The sequence below is a fragment of the Pseudochrobactrum sp. AO18b genome (assembly GCF_000409565.1).
Lineage (GTDB): Bacteria > Pseudomonadota > Alphaproteobacteria > Rhizobiales > Rhizobiaceae > Pseudochrobactrum > Pseudochrobactrum saccharolyticum.
In genome coordinates this window covers 1-22,504 of sequence record NZ_ANNO01000236.1, presented here as the reverse complement: position 1 = coordinate 22,504, position 22,504 = coordinate 1, and the positions used below count along the sequence as shown (strand labels likewise).

The following is a 22,504-nucleotide window of genomic DNA, read 5'->3' as shown; positions in this document are numbered from 1 at the left end:
TCCACCGCCGCCCCCCTGCCGGCGCACACCGCCATAATTGACACCGCTGGCCTGCGCGCCGCAGAAGCCCTTATCCAGCAGGATCACCGACAAACCGGCCTTGCGCATCGCCAGTGCCGCAGAACTGCCGACCAGACCGCCGCCGATAATGGCTATATCCGCTTCCAGACGTCTGGTCATGATACCACCTCGTCTTCAGCCGCCTGCTGCATCGCACCGAAACCCAGCGGTACCGGCTTCACCGGCGCCTGCGCACGCAGTCTTCCGATCTCAGATGCATCAATATGCAATTGTGATGACAGCAGTTCCGTGGCTGCGGCAGTACACATCCGCCCCTGACAACGCCCCATGCCAACGCGGCTCAGGGCTTTCAGACGATTGATCTCGCGAATACTGCCGCCGCTGATTGCATTGAGTGCCTCGCCCACGGTGATTTCCTCACAGCGGCACAGAGTGACTGCAGGGCTGACAGTCTCAAACCAATCGCGCGGAAACGGAAAAGCCTTTTCCAGCAGGTCGCGCTCGGTGATGATCTTTTGATGCACTTTTTGCAGTGCATTGATACGCGCTGTATCAGCTGCAAGCCCGCGCTTTTGCACCAAAGCCAAAGCGGCTATTTCACCGGAGATTTCCGCAGCATCGGCACCGGCAATACCGCTGCCGTCACCGGCAAGGTAAATGCCCTGTTCACTGCTCTGCCCCTGTGTATCACGCACCGGCAGCCATGCTCTGTCGCGGCTGTTGAATTCAAAGGCACAGCCAGCAAGATCAGCCAGCTGTGTTTCAGGACGCAGCGCAAAACCATAGGCCAGCGCATCGCAATCCAGTGTTTTGACCTCAGACTTACCCTGAATATGATAGCGGATGCCCTCAACATGGGTTTTGCCGACAATGCTGTCAGGACGCGCATTATAAATGGTTTTCACACCGGCAAGGCGCAATTGCATGGCATAGAATATACCAAGCGCCACAATGCGTGGTGCATGGAGCGCCAGCTGCGCCAGATGCAATTTGGCTTTGAAAGGTGCCGTATCCAGCACAGCCACAACCTTGGCACCGGCTTTCATATATTGCCATGCCACCAGATAAAGCAGCGGTCCCGAGCCCATGAAAACAAGCTTGTTTCCGATGGTCACGCCTTGCGCTTTCAGTGCCGTTTGCGAGGCACCGAGCGTATAGACACCGGGTGTTGTCCAACCTGAGAATGGCAGAACACGATCCGTCGCGCCGGTCGCCACAATCAGTTCGGAACATTCAATCCGGCGATAGCTGCCATTGGAAATCACATCGAGAAAACGTGTGTCGCCGCTTGGCGAAATATTCCACACCAATGTTTCCGGATAGTAATCAATCGCCGGTCTCAGCGCTTCAAATGTCTCATGCAGCGCTTTGGCTTTTGATGCTTCCGAACCGTAGCGCTTGGCATAGGAACGTCCGTCATCAATCAGCGGCTGGCGATAAATCTGCCCGCCTGCCCGCAAACCTTCATCCAAAACAACAGGACGCAAACCAGCCTTGACCAGTACTTCCGCCGCGCGGATACCCGCAGGCCCTGCTCCGATAATCACCGGCTGTAAATCGGCTTTGGCCATCATCACACTCCGGCGTCCACAGGCATGGCTGTTACAAAACGCATACCTTCCTGCAACGGCGTGGTGCAGGCACGAAGGCGCTGCCCCTCTTCCGTCATAACATAACAATCCTGACAGGCACCGATCAGGCAGAAACCCGCACGGTTCTCACCGGTGAACTCGGTTTGGCGCACATGAGAGCTAACCGCCATAATAGCAGTCAGCACCGTGTCGCCGAGGCGTCCGACCTGTGCAACGCCGTTCAGTGAAAAGTCTATTGGCTTTTCATCCTGACGGTAGCGGCGGTGAAATTGCCCGCCGCTATGTGAAGTTTGCGTTTGAGCACTCACTGCGGATCAGCCTTTTCCGACCAGAATACGATCCAGACCAAACAGGCGATCCAGAATGACCATCGCAACCGTTGCCACAAGGATCATCAGGGCAGAGACCGCAGCCATCATCGGATCAATCGATTCACTGGCATACATATACATGCGCACCGGCAGAGTGACTGTTGACGGCGAGGTCACGAAGATCGACATTGTCAGCTCGTCGAAACTATTGATGAAAGCCAGCAACCAGCCACCGCTCACACCCGGCAACAGCAATGGCAGGGTGATGCGTTTGAACACTGTCCATTCACCGGCACCCAGCGTGCGGGCAGCATTTTCCGCATTGCGATCCATGCTGCTTAATGAGGCCAGTACCAGACGCAGCGCATAAGGCGTGATGATAATCGCGTGCGTTGCCACCAGCCAGAAGAACGAACCGCTCATCCCCATCAGCGAGAACAGACGCAGGAACGCAACACCGAGTACCAGATGCGGAATAATCAGCGGCGACAGGAACAGCGCATTCAGTGCATCGCGCCCCGCAAAATCATAACGGGTGATTGCCAATGCTGACGGCACCGCCAGCAAAGTGGAAATCGTCGCCGCAAGGAAGGCCAGTTTCAGACTGTTTCCGAAGGAGGTCATGAAATCATTATGCTTGAACACGGCTTCAAACCAGCGCAGCGACAACCCGTTCCAAGGCATTGTCAGCGTGTTTTCCGGTGTGAAAGCAACAAGGCAGACTACCACCATCGGCGCCAGCATGAAGATGACAACAAGGCTGTGAAAAATCAGAGCAACAGGACCATTTTTCTGCATGATATTACCCCAACTTCCGTTTGGCCTGACCTTCAATCATACGATTATAGGCAATCATGATGATGAGGTTTGCGACGAGAACAATGATGGCAATGGCAGCACCGAGCGGCCAGTTGAGCTCAATCATGAACTCGTCATAGACAACGGTTGCAGCCATTTTCAAACGGCGGCCACCGAGCAGGCCGGGAATAGCAAAAGAGCTTGCCGACAAGGCAAAAACGATCAGGCTACCGGAGAGAATGCCGAGCATAGCCTGCGGAAACACGATACGGCGCAGCGCCGTAAAGCGTGATGCACCAAGTGTCAGCGCTGCGGCTTCCACCGTCGGGTCGAGTTTCTGCAACACTGTCCAGACCGGAATAACCATGAATGGCAGCATGATATGCACCAGACCGATAACAATCGCGGTTTCGGTATAGAGCAGCTGCACCGGCTCCAGCCCGACTGTTGTCAGCGCACCATTGATGAAACCATTACGGCCAAGGATCATGCTCCAGCCGAAGGTACGTACCACAACCGAGACCAGCAGCGGGCCGATAATCACCAACAGGAAAATCGAGCGCCAAGGAGAGCGCATATTCGAGAGAATATAGGCTTCCGGCACGCCGATCACCACGGCAATCACTGTTGTGATCAGCGCAAGACGCAAAGTGCGCCAGAAAATCGACAGGTAATAATCATCCTGCAACACTTGCGTATAATTGTGCAGGGTGAAGGTGTTTTCGATACCGGTATCGTAATTGTAGCTGTTGAACGACAGAATGACTGTCAGCGCCAGTGGCAGCAGCACAAGACCGATGAAAAGCAAAGTCGCAGGCCCTGCCAGAAACAGCGGAGCAAAGCGGCGTTGTGCCTGAGATGGGGCGGCAGAGGTTGCGCTCATGGTCAGGCCGCTCCGCCTGCGAGCATCCGGCAATCTTCATGCTGCCAGACCAAACCAACTGTTTCGCCTTCTGCCGGTGGCGGTGTGCCAACATTTGGCAGCGACACAGACAATTGTCCGGCAGGTGTTGCAACCGTGACAAACCACTGGCTGCCCATAAAATAGCGGGTGGCAACAGTACCATCCACATGACCGGCACCGGCTGCGGTGAGGTTCAGTTTTTCCGGACGGATGAACAGAGAAACCTTGTCGCCGCTCACAGGTTGTTCCGGCTTGAAGCGTATAGCGGTATTTTCAATCGCCAGCATATCCGCTTCAACCTGCGCACTCAGGAAGTTGGACTTGCCGACAAAGTTGGAAATAAAATCATTCCGCGGATGCTCATAGAGCTTATAAGGCATATCAACCTGCGTGATATTACCCTTCTCCATCACCACAATACGGTCACTGATCGACAAAGCTTCCGCCTGATCGTGGGTCACCATAATGGTGGTAATGCCCACAGCACGCTGAATGCGGCGCAGCTCAAACTGCATTTCTTCACGCAGCTGCGCATCAAGATTGGACAAAGGCTCATCCAGCAGCAGCACCGGCGGATTGATCACCAGCGCACGGGCAATCGCCACACGCTGACGCTGACCGCCGGACATTTCACGCGGATAGCGGTCGGCCAATGCAGAGAGATGCACGAGAGCCAGCGTTTCTTTCACGCGCTCATCACGTTCCGCTTTCGGCACTTTGCGCATTTCCAGACCAAAGCTGACATTCTGCGCAACAGTCATATGCGGAAACAGTGCATAGCTCTGAAACACCACGCCGAGCTGACGCTGAGCCGGAGCCGTATAGGTAATATCGCGACCATCCAGCGTGACAGAACCGGATGATGGCGTCACCAGACCGGCGATCATCTGCAATGTCGTTGTCTTGCCGCAGCCGGAAGGACCGAGCAGAGAGATAAACTCACCTTTTTCCACAGCCAGATCGAAATCTTTCACCGCTGTGAATTTTCCATAAATTTTGGAAACCTGTTTCAGGTTCAAAAAGCTCATGCATACCTCCCTGAGCAGTACCGGCATTTCTGCGCTGCGGGTTATCCGGCCGTTTACCGCTCTCTCAATCGGCCTGTTTCATGGCTGCCTTGTAACAAGGGCATGCGGGCAGATTTCACTTAAAGCGGAATTTATCCAATAATTGACAGAAATTTTGCGAATTAGACAAATTCTATTTTCTATTCTGAAATATTTTATATAGTTTAATCCATAATACGGAATTATTCCAATTCAAGAGTCGCGCAATGAGTGAAAATACGAAATCCCCTGTGAATACGAGCCTCACAAAAGCCATCCAGATTTTAAAAGGACTGGCTGCTCATTCACGGGACGGAATGCGGCTGATTGATCTGGCACGCGAGCTGGAACTCAGCCAGCCATCCACGCATCGCCTGCTCAAAAGCCTGATCAGCGAAGGACTGGTTGAGCAGATCAACGACACAAAATCCTATCGCCTCTCGCTGGATTTTTTCTGCATGGCAGCGCAAACCCGCCAGCGTGATGGTATATTGGATTTTGCCCGTCCGGCACTGCTACGTCTGTCAGCTACCTTTAACGACACCGTATTTCTGCTAGTGCGCAGCGGTTTTGATGTCGTGTGTCTCGACCGCGTGGAAGGCCCGTTTCCGATCCGCTCTTTCACAGGTGATATCGGCGGCAAAGTTCCGCTCGGTATTGGTCAGGGCAGCATTGCCATTCTGGCTTTTCTGCCGGAAGAAGAGCGCGAGGCGATTATCCGTTTTAACATGCCGCGCATTCTCGACCGCGCAGCGATTGATGAAGTTGATCTGCGCATTATGATTGACAGTGTAAGACAGACCGGCGCTGCCCATATGAATTTTGAAATGATTGAAGGCATGGCAGGACTGGGCGTGCCGGTGCTGGATCAGAACGGCACAGCCGTTGCGGCACTGAGTATCGGCACACTGGCCTCGCGCCTGACAGAACAGCGCCAGCGCACCATCGCTGATCTTTTGAAAAAAGAAGCAGCACTGATTTCCAGCAAGCTCAATCCGTTTGATGCGACATTGCGCTATCCAAGTCAGGCGCTGTCGCGATAAATCATTCACCGCTGTATCCTTGCCAGATGCTGCGGCACTACCGACCTCAGCCGGGCAATTCTGGTGCATCCTGCTGCTTTCGCCGCAATGCAACCTCTCTGAGCAACCAGTCGAGGAAATCTTTTGTCACCGGCTTTGACCGAAACAAGTCCTCCTGACATACAAACTGGTAGGTTTCCTGCGGTTCAAAGCAATGTTCCGAGACCAGAAACATCTGGCCGGTTTTAAGCTCCTGCTCAACCAGCGCCTGATCGATCAGCGCCACACCCTGTCCCTCTTTAACCGCCTCCAGAATAATATGCTGATCGTCAAAAATCAGATCCTGCTGACTATGACCAAGCATCAGGCCGGATGTGGCAATCCAGCTCTGCCATTCCGATACGGAGCGATAATGCAGACGGTTGCTGCATAAAAGTTCCGTTGCACTCTTATATTGATTACGGATGGACGTCCCGCAAACCGGTACCAGCCTTTCACGCAGCAATTGTTTTGAGAATTTTCCGGCCACACCACCCAGACGATAATCGATCACAATATCCGGCTGACCAGATGCAGGCACATTGGTATCAAGATGCGACAGGTGCAGCTGCAGACCCGGATGCTGCGCCAGAAATTCAGAAATGCGCGGCGCAATGATTTTCATCGAAAAGAATGGCCCCACTTTAACACGCAACACCTTCTGCGCCGTGCGCGGACTGATATGGCGGATTGTTCCGGCCAGATCGTCAAAGGCACGCTGACAGGATGTGAACAGCAGACTACCTTCCTGTGTCAGTTCCACACCGTGCTGTCTGCGGATAAACACCCGCAAACCCAGATAGTCCTCCAGCAGGCGGATCTGATGGCTGACCGCGCCCTGCCCGACGCATAATTCATCCGCTGCTGCCGTGAGACTGCCGCAGCGCGCAGCGGCCTCAAAAGCCCGCAATGATTTCAGTCCGGGTAAATCACGCATCTTTCATCCTGTCCGGAATTTCTCAGATATGAATTATTTCGATATTTTAAATCAATTTTTTCACATTGCATACAGGTTTTAAATCCATCATGCTGGCAATTGAAAAAACAATAAAAATTCAATTAAATTATTAATATCAATGTTTTAATTGATATTAAATTAGTTTCACACGGCGAATGGAAGCGCCAAGAACAAGCCTTTATTCTAAAATCAAACATTAGAAGAATGAAGGGCAACATCGGGGAATCTTTAATGAAATCAGCATTCATATCAGCGGTAAGCCTGATCGCTCTGGGCATTATGACCGCTCAGGCTCCGGCGGCAGAAAAACTGCGCATCGGCACAGAAGGTGACTACAAGCCGTTCAATTATGTAACCGGCAGCGGCGAAATCAAAGGTTTTGACTATGATATCGGGCAGGCCGTCTGCGCTGAAATGAAAGTTGAGTGCGAATGGAGCACGCATGAATGGTCGGGGATCATTCCTGCCCTGCAATCCGGCAAATTTGATGTGATGATCGCCTCAATGGCCGTCAATGAAGAGCGCAAAAAGCAGGTTACTTTCAGCAATCCGTATTATTTCAATGCCATGCATTTCATTGCCCGCAAGGATCTCGGCATTCAGGAAATCTCCAAAGAAGCCCTGAAAGGCAAGGTCATCGGCACCCAGTCCGGCTCGGTTGCGGTCGATACGCTCAAAGACTATTTCCCTGACAATGAAGTGAAACTCTATCCTTCGCTCAGCGAGGTATTCCTCGATATGGACAGCGGCCGTCTCGATATGGTTCTGGAAAGCCAGATGGCGCTGAGTGACTGGCTGGCGCAGGACAGCGGTAATTGCTGTGAATTTGCCGGCAAGCCTTTCATTCTGGATGCGGCACAGGGCAATGCAATGGCCGTGCGTAAAGACAGCGGCGATCTGGCAGAGCGCCTCAACTCCGCGCTTGCAGCCATCATCAAAAACGGCACTTACGACAAGATCCGCCAGCAATATTTTGACTTCGACATTATGGTTCGTCCGGTCAATGCCAGCGCCTATCTGAAGTAAATCTGCACGCCTCAGATCATTTCTTCCCCCGTAGCCTGCAAACAGCGTTCCGTTCACAGGCTCATGCTTTCTGCCCTGCTCACAGCAAAAGCAGGCGGGGCAGAAAGCCTTTCGCTTGCAATATCAATACCGCATAAATGAAAGATGCCCCTATGAGCTTCAAAGTCGCCGTTCTTGAACTCAATCAGGAAACCAATACTTTTTCCAAGCTGAAGACCACTTTGAAGGACTTCCATCTCTGCCACTATTTTAAAGGACAGGAAATCGAAACCCACTGCCGCGGCACCAATTCCGAGATCGGCGGCTTTATCGAATGTTGCGAAGCCTATGGCTGGGAGCCGGTTTATACGGTTGCCGCCCGTGCCGAACCGGGTGGCTTGGTAGAAAAATCCATGATCGAGCATTTTCAATGCGATGTGGCTGAAACGCTAGAAGGACACAAACCGGACGGCGTGTTCATTGTTTTCCACGGCGCTATGTGCACGGAAAGCGCGGATGATGCCCAGATCGAATTGCTGCAATTCATCCGTGGCATCGTTGGCAATGATATACCGGTTGCCGGTACATTCGACTTGCACGCCAATAGCGCACCGGAAATGAGTGCGCTGCTGGATATTGCCGTTTCTTTCCGCACCTATCCGCATGTGGATATGGCTGAATGCGGACGTAAGGCAGGTAAATTGCTTGAAGACGCGATGCGCGGTCAGATCAGCCCTGCGATTGCTGTGCGCCAGCCGCCAATGCTGAATGGCTGTAATGACGGCCGCACTACCCATGCCTGCGCTATGACTGAAATTCTGGAGATCGCAGACAAGATTGCAGCACAGGACGGCATTCTCGCCACTTCGATCAATGCCGGTTTTTATGATGCCGATGTGTTTAACACAGGCCCTTCTGCTGTGGTTTGCTATGACCGCAATAAGGTGAATGAAGCTCAAGCCGTTAGTCACGCCGAACAACTGTGTCAGGAAATTTGGAACCGTCGCGAGGATGAGGATAACCGCTTGCAGGCACCGGAAATGCCCGAGGCAATCCGTGCGCATTTTGCCAATAACACCAAACAAGGCCCGCTGGTAATTGCCGACTTCTCCGATAATCCGGGCTGCGGTGCTTATAGCGATGCCACAACCGTACTGAAGGGCTTATTGGAAACCAATGTCGGGCGTTCAGCCTTTGGTGCTTTCTGTGACCCGCAGGCCGTTGCAGAACTGGCAGCGGTAGGTATCGGTGCGCAATGCACCGTCAGCCTTGGCGGTAAAGTTGACCCGAAAATCGGTGGCGGTGCGATTACTCTGACCGGTGAAGTCATTGCCATTTCAGACGGCAATATCACTTTTGAAGGCCCGATGTTTCAGGGGCTACCAGCCTCACTTGGCAAAAGTGTCTGTTTCCGTGTCGGCAATACCGACATGCTGATTTCATCAGAACGCCAGCAAATGCTAGATAAAAACCTGTTCCGCAGCGTTGGCATTGAGCCTGCCGACTATGATATTGTTGTGGTGAAGTCGCAGCAGCATTTCCGCGCTGCTTTCGGGCCCATTGCCTCGGCGATTATTGAAGTGGATGCCGATGGGTTGAGCACGGCTAATCTCGGTGCCCGCGATTATAAAAAACTGCGCCGCCCGATCTATCCGCTGAATACAGAAACAACATTCAGCGCCTGACCAATAAATCACATAACAACAAAACCGGCTTTGCCTTGCATGGCCGGTTTTGTTTTGTCTGCTTCAACCCTGTTTTAAAGCTGGTCATTTGTATTGGGGAACAGTTATAGAAAACTGTCCTTTAAAAACATAAAGCTGCACAGACCATGGAACTTCGCTCCCTCGCCTATTTTGTTCTGGCCTGCCAGTATTATAATCATGCAGAAGCGGCCAAAGCCGAGCAGATTTCGCCCTCCACTCTCAGCACCACAATTTCTGCGCTTGAGACAGAGTTAGGGCTGGAGCTTTTTGTGCGCGGCCCCAAAGGTCTGGTGCCAAGCGAGGCCGGACGCTGGCTGTTTCAGCAGGCGACTGCGACCTTGCAGGCAGTAGAAACCGCTTTCTCCGGTAAAGCCATTTCTACTGCGCTGAAAGTCAGCTCGCCGCTGCATTTCATGTTCGGCAAATTATCCCGCGCGGCAACGGCAGCCGTGCGCCCGTTCCGGCTTTCCCATCCTGAATATTATGCACAAGTGCATTTCCGCTCGCCTCTCATCAGCGCTTTCGACACCAGTAAACCTGAGAATACAGATATTCTGATGGGTTATGCCTCGCAAAATGGCAGCGATCAGGAACAATTTCTGTTTGATGATGAATGGATTGCCGTTGCAGGCGGGTTGATACCCGATGAAGATCAGGCTCCGCTCAGCCCAGAGGATTTGCGCAATTACAGCCTGTGGCTGCCGCCGCTACTACCAGCCGAAGAAGCGCGTATCCGCGCCTATTGCCGCCAGCATGACCTGCCTGCGCCGGAGATGACGTCGGAAGATGTGGGGATTTTCACCCGTCTTAAACAAGCCAAGCAACCGGTGCTTCTGCTGGCACCGCATAGTCTGCTGGCCAGCGGCATCAGCCGCAATGATCTCGCAGTGCTGCAATTGCAAAACCCGTTACATAGCCCTGTCACAGCCAAAATCACCACTAAAGATGAAAAATTGACTATCGTCGCGCAGGATTTCATCAGGCAGGTGCGTGAAGAACTGAACCGGCAGACCGTGACGCTCTATAATCCGCCGGTCTCCCTGCGTGATATTCAGAGTATTCTGACGCTCTATCATTGCCGTAATATGAGCGAAGCCGCCCGCAGGCTCAATCAAACCCAACCTGCTTTGTCTGCACAATTGCGCAAAACAGAGCAGTTGATGGGCACAGCCCTGTTTGCCCGCCATTATAAAGGCCTGCACCCGCTGCCGACTGCAGTGCATAAAGCGCCTTTGCTGCAAAGCGTCCTCAATCTGGCTGATGTGATCCGTCAAGGTGCGCAGCAAATTGCGGTGATGGACGAACCGGTGATTTCTTTCGGCCTCAGCCCGATGGTCTTGCTCAGTCCGATCAGCACGACTGCCATCAGCAATGCGATGCGTGAATGGCAGCACCTATGTCCGCATGTGCTGCTAAAAGTGAGTGAGGCACCGGCACATAATCTGCAAGAACGGTTAAAGCAGGGAGAGTGCTCCATCGCTCTGCTTGAGAGTACAATACACCCTGAAAATGCTGCATTCTTAACTGATCTGGGGCCACTGCAATATATTTCCGATATTGATGCAGAAGACGCACCGCTGGCTTTGCCTGCTACCGGTGACAGTATCCGCAACGCGTTGATGCAAATGCCGGAAGCGACCGAGTATCAACCGGCACTGGAAACCCAGTCCCTGCAATTATGTCTGGCACTCGCGGGTAACGGCTATAGCACGATTATCCCTGCGGCTCTGGCAGACAATATCAGCTCCGCCAAGCCTTTATTACAGCACATTTTGCCGGATGCACCGCATTTCTATCTGACTGCGGGTACCAGCGGCACCCGCAATCTCAATGAGCCGGAGCATATTCTGCTCGCTTGTTTGCGTAAGGCGTTTCAGGCAGCCAACTGACGATAGGCTGCCATATAGGCTTCCGCCTGACCAAAACTGTGTTCATTTACCAGCAGGCGCTTGACCAGCGGAGAAATTGCACATTCCTCGGTCATGCCAATACCGCCGTGAAGCTGAACAGCTTCCTGTGCAATATGGCGGGCTGACCACAATGTCTGCACCCATGCGGCAAGGGTCAGAGCACGGGCATCTTCTGCACCATTATCCTGCGCTTCCGCTGCTGCTTCAACCAAAGCTTTTGCCTCATCCAATGCCACAGACATATCCACAAGACGGAACTGAATGGTTTGGAAAGAGCCAAGCGCTTTGCCGAACTGTTTGCGCATCCGCATATAATCCAGCGTCTGCCGGTAGAGATTATCCATCGCGCCGAGACTATCTGCGGCAACGGCAATCAGAATATCTGCGGCACAAGCTTCGATGCGCCGTTGTACATCAGCGCCAGAGAGCAGCACCTGAATATCAGCTGGTGCAATATCTGCCGTGATTTCACTCATCATCCGGCCGTCAATCATTGATAATTGACGGAACTGTGCCTTTTCCGGAGAGATCAGACACAGAGCAACGCCACCGTCTTGTTGCACCAGACACAACAGCTTTTCCGGCTCCCGCACGCCAAAAACCTGAGTTTTTTTGAGTGCCAGACCAGTGCCGGTCAATTCCGGCAGGTTCGCGGGTTTAATCCCCTGCGCTGCTGTCGCCAGTTGACCGGCAATGCCTAAGCGCATCTCGCCTGCGAGAAAGCTTTCCAGCAATGGTGCAACATCCGGATTGCTCTTCTGCGCTTCACATAACAGACTTGCTGCCAGTGCTGCACCGCAAGCAAAATCTACAGGCAAGGCAACACTTCCCAGAGCCTGCGCCACAGCTGCCAGACCTTCTGCGCCCAGTTCCGCACCGCCCGATGCCTCCGGCAGCGCAAGACCAATCAGCCCCATTTCCGCAATTTGCGGCCACAGATCAAGGTCAGTCTGTGGTAAGCCGTTTTCCGGTGTGTGATCGGCAGCAAAGCGGCTCACAAAATCCGTCAGCATCCGCAATTCGTCTGCTTTTTCTTCACGTGTTTTCTGCATATCCGCTCTCTCACCTTAAACCCAGAACCTGCTTGGCAAGGATCATGCGCTGAATTTCATTTGATCCACCCCAAATGGTCAGCTTGCGCAAATTGAGCCATGCAGCAGCGGCACCGGCAGCCACCGGATTTTCTGCATCCGCCTCACCATCAAGGAATGCCTCGCTGTAAGGCAGCACCTGCGAACCCCAAATATCCAGTCGCAGTTGCGCCAATGCCTGTGCAATTTCTGTACCGCGGATTTTGAGCTTTGAGGCTTCGGGGCCCGGATTTTCACCCGCTTCACTCTGCGACAGGAGTTTCAGTTCCATATGCTCCAGCGCCAGACGTTGAATTTCAATCCGCGTCATACGATCCTGCAACAGCGGATCATTCGCTACACCAAGGCGTGCAGCATCTTCTTTCAATTCACCGAGAATACGCTTGGAACGCGCAGCACCGGACATGGAAAAACGCTCATATTCGAGCAGATATTTGCCATAGCCCCAGCCTTCGCCCTCGGTACCGATCAGGTTTTCAACTGGCACACGCACATCATTAAAAAACACCTCGTTAAACTCGGCTTCACCATCCAATGTGCGGATCGGGCGAACTGTGATGCCGGGAGTGCGCATATCAATCAGCAGGAAGGAAATGCCCTGCTGCGGACGTTCGCCTTTATGCGTGCGTACCAGACAGAAAATCCAGTCTGCCCATTGCGCCCATGTCGTCCAGATTTTCTGACCATTGACCACATAATGATCACCATCCCGCACGGCCGAAGTGGTCAGCGACGCCAGATCGGAACCAGCACCCGGTTCGGAATAGCCCTGACACCAGAATGTCCGGTTCTCACGGATATCCGGCAGAAAGCGTGCCCGCTGTTCATCATTACCAAAGGAATGAATGACAGGCCCCGCCATGGCAATGCCGAACTGACATGGATGCGGCGCGCAGATTGCACCATATTCCTGCTCAAACAAATAGCGTTGCACCGGTGTCAGACCGGCACCGCCCATCTCTTTGCTCCAACCGATCGCATACCAGTTGCGCGCTGCCAGCACTTCCTGCCAGCCGGTCAGATCTTCCTTGGTCAGGCGAATATTGTGCCGGACCTTATAGGCCAGCGCTTCCGGCAGATTGGCACGCAAATAAGCGCGTGCATCCGCTGCGAATGCGCGGTCGGCATCCGTAATCTGTAGTCCCATTCTTGTACTCCGTCCCTTAAATCACAAGGATAATCAGACAATACCGGCGCTTGTCAGCGCACTGATCTGTGTTTCATCCATATTCAGAAATTCCCGCAAAATATCCGCGCCGTCAGCGCCCAGCTCCGGTGCCTGCCGGATATCACCACGCGGCAAGCCGTCGAAATGCACCGGCTGTTCCGGCACCAGCAGCTTGCCCAATTGCGGATGTTCAACTTCATGCAGCAATTGACGATTCTGCGCATGAGCGCTTTGTGCGGCCTCATCCACTGCCCAGATTTCTGATACCGGCAAACCGCCTTTACCGAGCTTCTCCACCACTTTGGCAGCAGTATAGTGCCGTGACCAATCCTCAATCTCAGCCTGCAAAGCATCGCGGTTCTGACTGCGCAACTGATCGGAGGCAAAACGCGGATCTTCCGCCAGATGCGGCTTGCCCAGCGCCTCTGCGAGACGGGCGAACAAAGCCTTATTGGCCACCGCGAGAATGAAAGGCGCATCCGATGCAGCAAATGCTCCGAAAGGCGCAGAGAGCGGATGTTGATTACCAAAGCGTGCAGGCCGGTTACCACTGCCCTGCCATCCGGCAAGTACTGTCGGCAGCAAACTGAACAGCGCATCAAACATCGCCACATCAATCCGTGCGCCCTGTCCGGTGACCGAGCGACGGTAAAGTGCAGCTGAAATCGCCTGCGCCGCATAAATACCGGAAACAATATCGCCGATGGAGTCGCCAACCAGCGTCGGTGCACCAGCTGCCTCACCGGTCACACTCATCATGCCGGACAGCGCCTGCGCTACCACATCATAGCTCGGCATAGCGGCCATCGGCCCCTGCTGGCCAAAGCCAGAGACGGAGCAATAGACCAGATCAGGCTTCAGCGCCTGCAATTGCTCAGCGCCAATGCCCAGACGGTCAGCCACACCCGGTCGGAAATTTTCCAGCACCACATCGGCCTTCAGTGCCAGCTCCTGTGCGATTTTCACCGCCTCAGGCTGGCGCAGGTCGAGCTTCAGACTACGCTTATTGCGGTTAAACAGCTGAAAATTGATACTCTGATTGTTACGCACCGCGCCCATATAGCGCTGATCGTCGCCCTGCGGCGGCTCGACCTTAATGATCTGCGCGCCCTGATCCGCCAGTATAGCAGAGCAAAACGGCCCAGCCAAAACACGGGAAAAATCCAGCACCGTAATACCCGCAAAAGGCTTCTGCTGCTTCACCATTCCAATTCCTCCATACCGGAGACAAGAATAAGAAACCGCGCCATGCCTTGTGAAATAATGATACGGCAATCAGCCTATAAAATTTACCGAATTATCCCGTGTAATTGAGCAGTGCCGCGCCGCCTGTCAGCCCCGCTCCTGCCGCTGTCAGCAGGACCAGATCACCTTTGCGATATTGATTTTGCCCCAGAGACAGACTGAGCGGAATGGTCGCCGCCGATGAGTTGCCATAATCCCTGATCGTGCGGGCAGTCACCGCATTGCTCAGTCGCAATTGCTCCCCCACCGCATCAAAAATCCGCGCATTGGCCTGATGCGGCACAAAATGACCAATCGCAGAGGGGGCAACATTAGCTTGCTCTAAAACGGTTTTGCCGCATTCCATCATAGTCTTCACCGCTTGCGCAAACATAGTGCGGCCATCGCGCATAGTCATCAATGTTTCACCTGCCGGAATGCCGATCAGATCATAGTGACTGCCATCACTGGTGAGTGTGGAACTGACCAGATTGCACAACCCGTCTCGGGATGGTGCCAGCACAACGGCTCCGGCCGCATCACCAAACATCACGGCAGACGCCCGCTCCTGCCGGTTGATACGACGCGAAAGAATATTCGCCGCAACAATCAGCACAGCCTTTCCCTGCATGCGCACCAATGCATCCCCCATCACCAGCGCATAGAGAAAACCGGAACAGGCACCGGCAAGATCAACCGCACCGGCATCTGACAGCCCTAATTTATGTGCCAGCAAAGGTGCAGAAGGCGGCAAAAGATGATCGGGCGTTGATGTCGCCAGCAAGACCATTCCGATTTCAGATTGAGCTATACCAGCATTTGCCAGCGCCATGCGTCCGGCCTTTGCTGCCAGATCCGTCAGTGTCTCACCATCCTCAACCCAATAACGACTGCGGATGCCGGTGCGGCGTTCAATCCAACCGCTCTCAATTCCAAGCTCGGCTTCGATCTCTGCGTTGAAAACCTGACGCTTTGGAACAGCATGACCAAAGCCGATAATGGAAGACGGATAAAACCCGCTCATAATTTGCCGCTTTGCAACAGGTCAACCGCCTCATCAATCAACTGATAGCTACGCTGCAACTCCTGCGCGGTGACACAATAAGGCGGCATCAGATACAGCACATTACCGAGCGGCCGGAGCAGCACATCATGTGCGCGAAAAAATGCTTTCAGCCGTAAAGCCACATTCGAGAGATAACCGCTGCTTTGCGCTTTAACATCCAGTGCTGTGATGGTTCCGCATTGCCGGACATTCTCAAAGCGTGGATCATTTTTGAAACGCGCCAGCTCGCAGCTTTGCATGGCCTGCAAATTCTGCACCCTTTGCAAAACCGGCTCATCACGCCAGATTTGCACATTAGCCAAACCAGCCGCACAGGCAATCGGGTTAGCCGTATAGGAGCTCGAATGATAAAAAGTGCGACTTCGATCACTTGAGAGATGTGCTTCAAATATTTCCGGCACACACAGCGTCACCGCCAGAGGCAGCGCCCCGCCGGTAATACCCTTAGAGAGACACAGAATATCCGGTGTAATACCGGCCTGCTCACTCGCGAATAAAGTGCCGGTGCGTCCCCAGCCGGTCATGACCTCATCGCAAATCAATAAAACTCCATGCGCTTCAGCAATGGCTTTCAACTGCCGCAGCACAAAAGCCGGATAGATTTTCATGCCGCCTGCACCAAGCACCAGCGGCTCAACAATTAATGCTGCCAAGTCCCCGCCACGACAGAGCTGATCAAACGCATCCAGTGTTTGCTGTTCACTTCCCTCGGCGGGAAACGGAATTGTCGCCACATCATAAAGCAGCGCACCATAGGCCGCATTGAACACGCCGCGCTCACCGGCAGACATGGTGCCGATTGTGTCACCGTGATAACTACCGGCCATCACCGCAATTTTGGAGCGTGGTTCACCGCGATTATGAAAATAGCCCAGCGCCATTTTCAGCGCCACTTCCACGCATGTCGAGCCACTGTCGGAATAGAACACATGTGACAGACCATGCGGAACGATGCGGATCAGCTCCTGCGCCAATTGCTCCGCCGGTTCATGGCTATATTCCGCAAAAATGATCTGGTCATATTGTTCTGTTGCTTCACGAATTGCCTGCATAATCGGTGGCGTGCGGTGACCATGGGTAATCACCCACCAGGACGAAATCAGATCCAGAATTTTGCGCCCGTCTTCATCAATCAGATAGGCACCTTCCGTGCGGGTAATCTTTTTCGTAACAGGCTCCAGCAGATGCTGGGTAAACGGATGCCAGACCGGCGATGAATAATGGCTCATCGGTCACCTCCGATAAAATCATGCAGATTAAAGTTCTCTGTAAACGCTTGAGCCAATGTCTGCGGGTTCAGATCATCCAGCACCGGCAGGCGACCAAGGCGGCGCACTTTTCCTAGTTCGCAGATGATCCCTTCACTGTCCTCATGCGCATGGCCAATAAAGGCCACGCCGAGCACCGGAATATTGCGACTGCGTAACGCTTCCAAAGACAGCAGACTATGATTGATTGTGCCAAGCTGTGTGCGGGCGCAGAGAATGAGTGGCTGTTGCCAGCGGATGAAAATATCAAGATAAGTTTCTGCGTGTGTCAGCGGCACCATCAGGCCACCTGCACTTTCCACCACCAACGGCCGATCGCAGTGCGGAATGGTCAGAGCAGCGGGATCGATTTCCACCCCCTCCTGCTCAGCCGAGAGATGCGGCGAGGCAGGCAGTTGCAAACGCCATTGCTCCGGCAGAACAGGGCATTCCGGTGCCAGACGGCGCACGGTCTCGCTGTCTGTCTCCTCCTCCAGACCGGATTGCACCGGCTTCCAATAACTGCCCTGCAGGGCTTGGGTCAGGGCTGCGCTGAAGATGGTTTTACCGATACCGGTATCGGTACCGCTGACAATAAATACGGGATTATTCATAGGAATGTGCAATCTGTTTCAGCACTTCAGCCATACGGGTGATCTGTGCCTCATCAACATTTAAGGTAATAGAAATGCGCAGCCGTGCTGTGCCGAACGGTACTGTCGGCGGGCGGATAGCACGGATATCAAAGCCATGATTTTGCATAGCTTTGGCCATTGCGACTGCACGTTGATTATCGCCCACGATATAGGGAATAATCTGCGAACCGCTTGGCTGCAAATATCGTTCAGCATGGTGGATAAGTGCGTGTAACTTCTCACGCCGCTGCGGTTCTGCAACCAACGCCTTCACGCTACCGCGCACAATCGCTGCCTGCAAAGGCGCTGGCGCAGTTGAGAAAATAAAGCCTCGCGCCCGATTAATCAGCACATCAATCAAAACTTTTGCCGCGCAGAGCAGTGCACCGGAAGCACCAAGTGCCTTGCCGCAAGTATGCAGGATCAGAACATTGTCCCGCCCTGCAAAATCCGCCGCTAAACCCCGCCCGTCTGCGCCAAACACGCCGGTCGCATGCGCCTCATCAATATAAAGAAAACAGTCATAGCGATCAGCCAAATTGCTCAGTTCTGCGAGCGGCGCAAAATCACCATCCATAGAATAGAGGCTTTCCACTGCCAGCCAGAGATTGCCGCTTTTCTCAGTCGCACGAAACTGCCGGATGGCCGCTTCAAATGCCGCAAGATCATTATGCGGCACGCTTTGGGTCTTCGCTTTGCCAGTCTGCATACCGGCATGAATACTGGCATGGATCAGCGCATCATAAAGCACCAGATCGCCAGCTTGGGGGAGCGTTGCAAATACTGCCTGATTAGCGTCGAACCCGCTGGCGAAGTACAAAACCTGAGATGCTTTGAAAAAAGCAGCAGCTTCCGCCTCCAGCGCTTCATGCTCCGGATGATTGCCACGCAACAAACGTGAACCACCGGAGCCAACCGGCACGCCACGCTCCAGCGCCTGACTGGCAATATTGCGTAAATAGTCCGAGCCAGCCAGCGCCAGATAATCATTGGATGAGAAATCTGCACCTTGCGCCACGTTGAGACTGCGCAGCCGACCTTTGCTTTCAAGCCGTTGTAATATCGCATTGTAAGGCTGCATCAGCATGTGCAGCTTTCCTCGGCCACAGTCTCAGCCTGCATGCCCAAACGCTTCAACAAATCCGCATCGCGGTCATCGCCGGCATTGGCGGCAGTCAGTAGAACATCACCGATGAAAATCGAATTGGCACCGGCGAAGAAACACATTGCCTGCATTTCATCACTCATATTGCTGCGCCCTGCAGTAAGCCGCACATGAGACGTCGGCATCATAATCCGCGCCAAGGCGATAATGCGGATGAAAGCGATAGAATCCACCGGTTTGGCATTGGCGAGTTTGGAGCCTTCAATCGGGATCAGCATATTGATCGGCACGCTTTGCGGCACTTCTTCAAGATTAGCCAGCGTCACCAGCATATTAACGCGATCCTGCTCGCTCTCCCCCATACCGAGAATGCCACCGGAACAGACATTGATACCGGCCATCCGCACATTATCCAGCGTATCCAGCCGGTCTGCGAAAGTGCGGGTGGTAATGATCTGCGGGTAAAATTCCTCTGATGTATCAATATTGTGATTGTAATAATCCAAGCCCGCCGCACTGAGCTTTTGTGCCTGCGGCAGTGACAACATGCCGAGCGTCATGCAGGTTTCCATGCCCATGGCCTTGACCCCCTGAACCATGGCAACGACCATATCCATGTCGCGCTCTTTGGGACTACGCCATGCCGCGCCCATACAATAGCGCGTCGCACCGGCAGCCTTTGCCTGCCGCGCTTCAGCCAGCACACGCTCGACTTCCATCAATTTGGAAGCCTTCAGACCTGTCGGATTATGGGCTGACTGGTTGCAATAGAAACAATCCTCAGGGCAGCCACCGGTTTTAATGCTCAGCAATTTGCTCATCTGCAAACGGTTCGGGTCGAAGTTCTGCCGGTGAATGACATGCGCCTGAAACATCAGATCATTAAACGGCAAATCATAGACGCGGCGCGCTTCCTCTGCCGTCCAGCGTGTCTGAGGTGCATTCTGATGAGAAACAGGCTGAGACATGAAATATCCTTATAAAATGATGCTCGTCATAAATTATAGATAATTTTACGAGATTCGGAATTTTCACTTCAGTTAAAACTTCAAAATTGATATGTCCATATAAAAAAATCTATAAATTCATATCGCAACAAACCCAATATTGAATTTTTATCTATAATTTGACGCAAGCCTCCTCTGATGCTCCTCCTATCAAAACTTCGTCAGCCTCATGAATTCAGTGTCTTTTGCTGCAATTTTTGTATTATGCAGGCAGTTCAGATCAGAACCGCAAGAGAGATTTCATAGTGCCGGTACATTTCAAACGCCTTTCACTCGCCATTTTGGCGCTGGGCATATCTGTTGCTTTCAGCAGCCCACTACAGGCAACTGTACCCGCCACCGGCACCGATCATCTGAATAAAGCCTTGCAGGAATTTATTGTGCGGCTGGAAGAAACCAAGCGCACCAAACTCCCGCCGCGCCTGTCCAACAGTCAGGATGCACCTGTGCTTGAGGATTTATGGAATGTACCGGCGATTATCGGCCAGGCACCCTATCAGGCGAGCGATTTGCCAATATTGATGGATATTATTCAGCAGCAGGCACAGGTGACCAAGGCCTATGTGTCCTTCTCGACTGATCCGCAAAAACCGGCAGATACCGAGAAAAACAGCATCGCTTTTCAGGATGAAATCACCCGCTCTTCTGCCGCTATGGTCAGTTTCATTGCTGCCGCCCTCGAAGCCGCAGGCGACTATGCCGAAACACTGAAAACGACAAGCAACGGCAAAGCACAAACGGATACAATTCTTAAATTGCGGCTCGGCTTGCAGCAGGTCATTAATGGTTCTGCGCTGATGTTAAGCAATCCTGAACTCAATGCCCATAATCAGGAAAGACTGGCGCAAGCACTGGCAGATAACGCCCCCGCAATTGCAAAAGCTATCTCCTTGCAAGATCGTAAAATGCTGAGCAATATTATCGAGCGCGCCAAACCGGTCTTGCGCGATACTGCACGTCAATCCGCGGACCGGTTTATTACGGCTATGGCAAATAAAGACTGCATCGGTCTTTGCATATTGCATTGAAACTAAAGGGAAAATAACTGATGAAACCAGTGTGGCTGGAAAAATTCTGGAGTTCCCTGTCGCTGATCGGGATGTTGCTCGGCACTCTTTTCTTCGCAGCCTCGCTTACGCCATCGCTGGTGCCGCGCCCCTTTTTGATACAGGGCGTGCTGTCGGGCGCCTGTTTCGCCATTGGTTACGGGATCGGTGTGTTTCTGTTTTGGCTGTGGAACTATCTGCAATTGCCGAAGCCTAAAGGCCGGATTTCCACGATCATCAAAATTACGGCCATGGCCGTGACCATCATCACAGCTATGGTGTTTCTGTGGCATGCGGCAGACGGACAAAATTCCATCCGCAATCTGATGGGATTGGAAAAAGTTGAAAGCGCGCACCCGCTGAAAACCGGCCTGATTGCGCTGATTACTTTTGTTATTCTGATCGCGCTCGCCCGTTTATTTCAGCTGATTTATCGCAGTTCCAGCCGCTGGCTCGATCGCTATATCCCGCCACGCCTGTCACGTTTTACCGGCTTTCTGATTGCTGCCGTGATTTTCAGCATGGCAATCAATGGCGTGCTATTCCGCTTTGGCCTACATGTGATGGATTCTTCCTACCGCAAATTTGATGCGCTGATGGAAGCAGAAGTCCCGCAACCGCAAGACCCGCTGAAAAGCGGCAGCGCTACCTCTCTGGTGAAATGGGATGAGTTAGGACGCATGGGACGCAGCTATGTGAGCTCCGGTCCTGATGCACAGCAGATCAGCAATTTCACCGGCCGTCCGGCTCAAAATCCGCTGCGTGTTTATGTGGGCTTGCGCTCGGCTGAAACTGCCAAAGAACGCGCCAAACTTGCGCTTCAGGAGATGATCCGTGTCGGCGCATTTGACCGTTCGCTATTGCTGGTGACCATTCCTACCGGCACCGGCTGGGTCGATGAAATGGGCATTGATCCGGTGGAATATCTCCATGACGGTGATATTGCCAGCGTTGCCGTGCAATATTCCTATCTCGCCAGCTGGCTCTCGCTGCTGGTTGAGCCGGGCTATGGCAGTGAAACCGCGACGGCTCTGTTTGACGAGGTTTACGATCACTGGACCAAGCTGCCAAAGGAAACGCGTCCGAAACTCTATCTCTATGGCCTGAGCCTTGGCGCGATGAATTCGCAGCTTTCATCCGAACTGTTTCAGGTGCTGGGCGATCCTTATCAGGGCGCCTTGTGGAGCGGCCCGCCATTCACCAGCCGTTTGTGGCGCTCCATCACCAATAACCGTAATGAAGGCACACCGGAATGGCTGCCGGAATTCCGTGATGGTTCCTATGCACGCTTCACCAATCAGAATAATGCTTTGAGGCTGCCAAACAGCCATTGGGGGCCGATGCGTATTGTCTATCTGCAATATGCCAGCGATCCGATTGTGTTTTTTGATCCGAAAGACTTCTACCGCGAACCGGACTGGATGAAGGCACCGCGTGGTCCTGATGTATCCTCGCAGCTGAAATGGTATCCGGTTGTCAGCATGTTGCAGCTGGCCATTGATCTGATGCTGGCCACTACCACGCCGATCGGTCACGGTCATGTCTATGCACCGCAGCATTATATTGATGCATGGGTAGAGGTGACCAATGTCAGCTGGTCACA

The 22,504-nt window shown here is 53.1% G+C and carries 21 protein-coding genes; 6 read left to right on the top strand and 15 right to left on the bottom strand.

The window, feature by feature from the left end:
- From A918_RS0109770 to A918_RS0109745, 6 genes are all read right to left on the bottom strand, one after another.
- Positions 1-180, bottom strand: a 180-nt coding sequence (locus A918_RS0109770; protein ID WP_028233627.1) for an FAD-dependent oxidoreductase, incomplete at its 3' end; no start/stop codon positions are given.
- Entirely contained in the window at positions 177-1,595 is a 1,419-nt protein-coding gene (locus A918_RS20090) for an FAD-dependent oxidoreductase (protein WP_022710886.1), read from the bottom strand. The genes A918_RS20090 and A918_RS0109770, both read right to left, overlap by 4 nt.
- On the bottom strand, positions 1,595-1,921 hold the full coding sequence (locus tag A918_RS0109760) for a (2Fe-2S)-binding protein (protein ID WP_022710885.1): 327 nt from the start codon (positions 1,919-1,921) through the stop codon (positions 1,595-1,597). The genes A918_RS20090 and A918_RS0109760 overlap by 1 nt, the downstream gene beginning before the upstream one ends.
- A gap of 6 nt (positions 1,922-1,927) precedes the next feature.
- Positions 1,928-2,722, bottom strand: a complete 795-nt coding sequence (locus A918_RS0109755; RefSeq protein WP_022710884.1) for an ABC transporter permease — start codon at positions 2,720-2,722, stop codon at positions 1,928-1,930.
- Positions 2,723-2,726: 4 nt separating this feature from the next.
- Entirely contained in the window at positions 2,727-3,605 is an 879-nt protein-coding gene (locus tag A918_RS0109750) for an ABC transporter permease (protein WP_022710883.1), read from the bottom strand.
- A gap of 2 nt (positions 3,606-3,607) precedes the next feature.
- Positions 3,608-4,654: an ABC transporter ATP-binding protein gene (locus A918_RS0109745; protein WP_022710882.1), complete on the bottom strand. Its 1,047-nt coding sequence runs from the start codon at positions 4,652-4,654 to the stop codon at positions 3,608-3,610.
- Between the two features lie 245 nt (positions 4,655-4,899).
- Here A918_RS0109745 and A918_RS0109735 point away from each other — a divergent pair, with 245 nt between their 5' ends.
- Positions 4,900-5,715, top strand: a complete 816-nt coding sequence (locus A918_RS0109735; protein WP_022710880.1) for an IclR family transcriptional regulator — start codon at positions 4,900-4,902, stop codon at positions 5,713-5,715.
- Positions 5,716-5,761: 46 nt separating this feature from the next.
- Here the strand turns inward: A918_RS0109735 and A918_RS20085 are convergent, their stop codons facing one another.
- The gene (locus tag A918_RS20085) at positions 5,762-6,670 is read right to left on the bottom strand and encodes a LysR family transcriptional regulator (RefSeq protein ID WP_022710879.1); all 909 of its coding nucleotides are present in this window, start codon (positions 6,668-6,670) and stop codon (positions 5,762-5,764) included.
- Positions 6,671-6,922: 252 nt separating this feature from the next.
- Between A918_RS20085 and A918_RS0109725 the strand changes: the two genes are divergently transcribed.
- The 3 genes from A918_RS0109725 (at position 6,923) to A918_RS0109715 (ending at position 11,291) form a co-directional block, all read left to right on the top strand.
- Positions 6,923-7,717: a transporter substrate-binding domain-containing protein gene (locus A918_RS0109725; RefSeq protein WP_245257313.1), complete on the top strand. Its 795-nt coding sequence runs from the start codon at positions 6,923-6,925 to the stop codon at positions 7,715-7,717.
- Positions 7,718-7,869: 152 nt separating this feature from the next.
- Entirely contained in the window at positions 7,870-9,381 is a 1,512-nt protein-coding gene (locus A918_RS0109720) for a M81 family metallopeptidase (protein ID WP_028233624.1), read from the top strand.
- Between the two features lie 146 nt (positions 9,382-9,527).
- The gene (locus A918_RS0109715; RefSeq protein ID WP_022710876.1) at positions 9,528-11,291 is read left to right on the top strand and encodes a LysR family transcriptional regulator; all 1,764 of its coding nucleotides are present in this window, start codon (positions 9,528-9,530) and stop codon (positions 11,289-11,291) included.
- Here A918_RS0109715 and A918_RS0109710 read toward each other — a convergent pair.
- From A918_RS0109710 to bioB, 8 genes are all read right to left on the bottom strand, one after another.
- Positions 11,276-12,364: an acyl-CoA dehydrogenase gene (locus tag A918_RS0109710; RefSeq protein WP_022710875.1), complete on the bottom strand. Its 1,089-nt coding sequence runs from the start codon at positions 12,362-12,364 to the stop codon at positions 11,276-11,278. The two genes, A918_RS0109715 and A918_RS0109710, sit on opposite strands and share 16 nt — an antisense overlap.
- A gap of 10 nt (positions 12,365-12,374) precedes the next feature.
- Positions 12,375-13,550: an acyl-CoA dehydrogenase family protein gene (locus A918_RS0109705; RefSeq protein WP_022710874.1), complete on the bottom strand. Its 1,176-nt coding sequence runs from the start codon at positions 13,548-13,550 to the stop codon at positions 12,375-12,377.
- 33 nt (positions 13,551-13,583) lie between these two features.
- Entirely contained in the window at positions 13,584-14,777 is a 1,194-nt protein-coding gene (locus tag A918_RS0109700; protein WP_022710873.1) for a CaiB/BaiF CoA-transferase family protein, read from the bottom strand.
- Between the two features lie 91 nt (positions 14,778-14,868).
- Complete coding sequence (locus tag A918_RS0109695) at positions 14,869-15,819, bottom strand: beta-ketoacyl-ACP synthase III (protein WP_022710872.1); 951 nt, start codon at positions 15,817-15,819, stop codon at positions 14,869-14,871.
- Positions 15,816-17,090, bottom strand: a complete 1,275-nt coding sequence (locus A918_RS0109690; protein WP_022710871.1) for an adenosylmethionine--8-amino-7-oxononanoate transaminase — start codon at positions 17,088-17,090, stop codon at positions 15,816-15,818. Before A918_RS0109690 ends, A918_RS0109695 begins: the two co-directional genes overlap by 4 nt.
- Positions 17,087-17,722, bottom strand: a complete 636-nt coding sequence (gene bioD / locus A918_RS0109685) for a dethiobiotin synthase (protein ID WP_022710870.1) — start codon at positions 17,720-17,722, stop codon at positions 17,087-17,089. Before bioD ends, A918_RS0109690 begins: the two co-directional genes overlap by 4 nt.
- On the bottom strand, positions 17,715-18,830 hold the full coding sequence (locus A918_RS0109680; protein WP_022710869.1) for an 8-amino-7-oxononanoate synthase: 1,116 nt from the start codon (positions 18,828-18,830) through the stop codon (positions 17,715-17,717). Before A918_RS0109680 ends, bioD begins: the two co-directional genes overlap by 8 nt.
- Complete coding sequence (bioB, locus tag A918_RS20080) at positions 18,824-19,816, bottom strand: biotin synthase BioB (protein ID WP_022710868.1); 993 nt, start codon at positions 19,814-19,816, stop codon at positions 18,824-18,826. The genes A918_RS0109680 and bioB overlap by 7 nt, the downstream gene beginning before the upstream one ends.
- Positions 19,817-20,100: 284 nt before the next feature.
- Here bioB and A918_RS0109670 point away from each other — a divergent pair, with 284 nt between their 5' ends.
- Entirely contained in the window at positions 20,101-20,883 is a 783-nt protein-coding gene (locus A918_RS0109670) for a hypothetical protein (protein WP_022710867.1), read from the top strand.
- A gap of 20 nt (positions 20,884-20,903) precedes the next feature.
- A partial coding sequence (locus A918_RS0109665) for an alpha/beta-hydrolase family protein (RefSeq protein ID WP_022710866.1) occupies positions 20,904-22,504 on the top strand: 1,601 nt, incomplete at its 3' end.

Bases quoted from the DNA above. Each gene is read 5' to 3' on its own strand.
- A918_RS0109750 (WP_022710883.1), bottom strand. From the start codon at position 3,605: ATGAGCGCAACCTCTGCCGCCCCATCTCAGGCACAACGCCGCTTTGCT.
- A918_RS20085 (WP_022710879.1), bottom strand. From the start codon at position 6,670: ATGCGTGATTTACCCGGACTGAAATCATTGCGGGCTTTTGAGGCCGCT.
- A918_RS0109695 (WP_022710872.1), bottom strand. From the start codon at position 15,819: ATGAGCGGGTTTTATCCGTCTTCCATTATCGGCTTTGGTCATGCTGTT.
- bioD (WP_022710870.1), bottom strand. From the start codon at position 17,722: ATGAATAATCCCGTATTTATTGTCAGCGGTACCGATACCGGTATCGGT.
- A918_RS0109720 (WP_028233624.1), top strand. From the start codon at position 7,870: ATGAGCTTCAAAGTCGCCGTTCTTGAACTCAATCAGGAAACCAATACT.
- A918_RS0109745 (WP_022710882.1), bottom strand. From the start codon at position 4,654: ATGAGCTTTTTGAACCTGAAACAGGTTTCCAAAATTTATGGAAAATTC.
- A918_RS0109725 (WP_245257313.1), top strand. From the start codon at position 6,923: ATGAAATCAGCATTCATATCAGCGGTAAGCCTGATCGCTCTGGGCATT.
- A918_RS20090 (WP_022710886.1), bottom strand. From the start codon at position 1,595: ATGATGGCCAAAGCCGATTTACAGCCGGTGATTATCGGAGCAGGGCCT.
- A918_RS0109735 (WP_022710880.1), top strand. From the start codon at position 4,900: ATGAGTGAAAATACGAAATCCCCTGTGAATACGAGCCTCACAAAAGCC.
- A918_RS0109710 (WP_022710875.1), bottom strand. From the start codon at position 12,364: ATGCAGAAAACACGTGAAGAAAAAGCAGACGAATTGCGGATGCTGACG.
- A918_RS0109680 (WP_022710869.1), bottom strand. From the start codon at position 18,830: ATGCTGATGCAGCCTTACAATGCGATATTACAACGGCTTGAAAGCAAA.
- A918_RS0109705 (WP_022710874.1), bottom strand. From the start codon at position 13,550: ATGGGACTACAGATTACGGATGCCGACCGCGCATTCGCAGCGGATGCA.
- A918_RS0109690 (WP_022710871.1), bottom strand. From the start codon at position 17,090: ATGAGCCATTATTCATCGCCGGTCTGGCATCCGTTTACCCAGCATCTG.
- A918_RS0109700 (WP_022710873.1), bottom strand. From the start codon at position 14,777: ATGGTGAAGCAGCAGAAGCCTTTTGCGGGTATTACGGTGCTGGATTTT.
- A918_RS0109715 (WP_022710876.1), top strand. From the start codon at position 9,528: ATGGAACTTCGCTCCCTCGCCTATTTTGTTCTGGCCTGCCAGTATTAT.
- A918_RS0109755 (WP_022710884.1), bottom strand. From the start codon at position 2,722: ATGCAGAAAAATGGTCCTGTTGCTCTGATTTTTCACAGCCTTGTTGTC.
- bioB (WP_022710868.1), bottom strand. From the start codon at position 19,816: ATGTCTCAGCCTGTTTCTCATCAGAATGCACCTCAGACACGCTGGACG.